Annotated in this window: 1 protein-coding gene; it reads right to left on the bottom strand. The window is 34.0% G+C overall.

Going from position 1 to position 1,279, the window contains the following annotated elements; genetic code table 11:
• Positions 1–458 precede the first annotated feature (458 nt).
• A complete protein-coding gene (locus tag AC33VI_RS22375) occupies positions 459–1,232 on the bottom strand; it encodes a sulfite exporter TauE/SafE family protein (protein WP_491784476.1) in 774 nt (257 codons plus the stop codon).
• Positions 1,233–1,279: the final 47 nt, after the last annotated feature.

Genomic DNA, 1,279 nt, shown 5'->3' with positions numbered 1-1,279 from the left:
CAAATATATTTAGCAACAACGATATATTTACAGATTATTACTTTAGTAATGCGATCGCTCTGATGAATGGATTGATTTAATAAATGCGATCGCTTTATTTTTAGTACAAAAGTATTTGTCGATAACGATATATTTACAGATTATTACTTTAGTAATGCGATCGCTCTGATGAATGGATTGATTTAATAAATGCGATCGCTTTATTTTTAGTACAAAAGTATTTGTCGATAACGATATATTTATAAGCAATTATTTTTGATAATGCGATCGCAATGCGTGAATAAATGGATTTAAGAACAAGCGATCGCCTTATTTTTAGTACAAAAATATTTGTCGATACCGATATATTTACAAGCAATTACTTCTGGTAATGCAATTTTGTTATATAACTAGAAAATCTATAGTACATTTGTTTTTTCTACGATAATTGTTTGAATTATTTGTTTGCAGCTTATGGGTTAAACGACACTACTTTGATAACTATTCCAAGCTTGCCATAGGTTTAAAATTGCCATACTGGCTAAAAACACGACAAAAATCTTACTAACTAAAGAATCAGCTAATTTGGGTAAAACTCTTGTTCCTAATTGGCTGCCTAACATCCCACCAATCCCTAAAGTTAAACCTTCAAGAAATAGAACATTACCTTGAGTTGCATGAACGATAGAAGAAGAGATTGTCGCTGCAACAATTACCCCCAAACTAGTGCGAATTGCCACTTTGATGTTTTCCTGTAAAAGCAACATTTGTAAAGGCACCATAATTGCACCACCACCAACTCCTAACAACCCTGCTAAAAATCCTGCAATGCTTCCCGTTGCGACTTTAGAAAGAATTGGATTTAGAGAATTGTGAGTTTGCTTTTGTTCTGCTACCAATTTTTTGCGTAACTGAATTAAAAAAATATTGACGATCAAAAATAGACTAAAAATAACCAGCAAAGCATAGTCGGGTATTTTGACTGCCATGTATACTCCCAACTGGGCAGCGACGATCGCAGGTATGGCGATATACATTACTCTGGTTAGATCTAGATAGCCATTGCGCCAATTATAAAAACTACCAGTACTGGAACTTAAGACTATGACTAAGCTACTAGTAGCTACTGCTTGAATGGGAGAGTAGCCCGAAGCTACTAATAGAGAAACAATAATAAATCCCCCACCAATACCTAACAAACCCGATAATATTCCCGAACCAACTCCACCAACAGCTAATAGTAACCAGTTCATATAATTGAAGATAACTTAATCTCACTATCTTTTTAGTATTGACAAAT

Source organism: Waterburya sp., assembly GCF_058530065.1.
The sequence above is the reverse complement of the archived record's forward strand: the minus strand, read 5'-3'. Positions and strand labels throughout refer to the sequence as shown.

What these genes read in the sequence shown, in the direction of transcription:
- AC33VI_RS22375 (WP_491784476.1), bottom strand. Translation starts at nt 1,232, where the DNA reads ATGAACTGGTTACTATTAGCTGTTGGTGGAGTTGGTTCGGGAATATTA.